Source organism: Virgibacillus xinjiangensis (assembly GCF_042643145.1).
GTDB classification, from domain to species: domain Bacteria; phylum Bacillota; class Bacilli; order Bacillales; family Amphibacillaceae; genus Virgibacillus_O; species Virgibacillus_O xinjiangensis.
Genome location: NZ_JBHRSA010000059.1, coordinates 1 through 572 on the forward strand (window position 1 = coordinate 1; position 572 = coordinate 572).

Sequence of the window (572 nt, forward strand, 5' to 3'; positions counted from 1 at the left end):
CTGGGTTAGAAGGTTCATACAGCTAGGGTGGTATCCCACGGATGCCTCCACGTAAGCTGGCGCTCACGCTTCGATGGCTCCCACCTATCCTGTACAAGCTGCACAAACATTCAATATCAGGCTACAGTAAAGCTCCACGGGGTCTTTCCGTCCTGTCGCGGGTAATGCGCATCTTCACGCATAGTATAATTTCACCGGGTCTCTCGTTGAGACAGTGCCCAAGTCGTTGCACCTTTCGTGCGGGTCGGAACTTACCCGACAAGGAATTTCGCTACCTTAGGACCGTTATAGTTACGGCCGCCGTTTACTGGGGCTTCGGTTCTACGCTTCGCCCGAAAGCTAACGCTTCCCCTTAACCTTCCAGCACCGGGCAGGTGTCAGCCCCTATACTTCGCCTTTCGGCTTCGCAGAGACCTGTGTTTTTGCTAAACAGTCGCTTGGGCCTATTCACTGCGGCTCCTCCTTAAAGGAGCACCCCTTCTCCCGAAGTTACGGGGTCATTTTGCCGAGTTCCTTAACGAGAGTTCTCCCGCTCACCTTAGGATTCTCTCCTCGCCTACCTGTGTCGGTTT

1 rRNA gene is annotated in these 572 nt (G+C 54.0%); it reads right to left on the bottom strand.

Features of this window, described 5'->3' with window-relative positions:
• Window positions 1–572 (bottom strand): 23S ribosomal RNA (locus tag ACFOGI_RS16750); the annotation flags it as partial.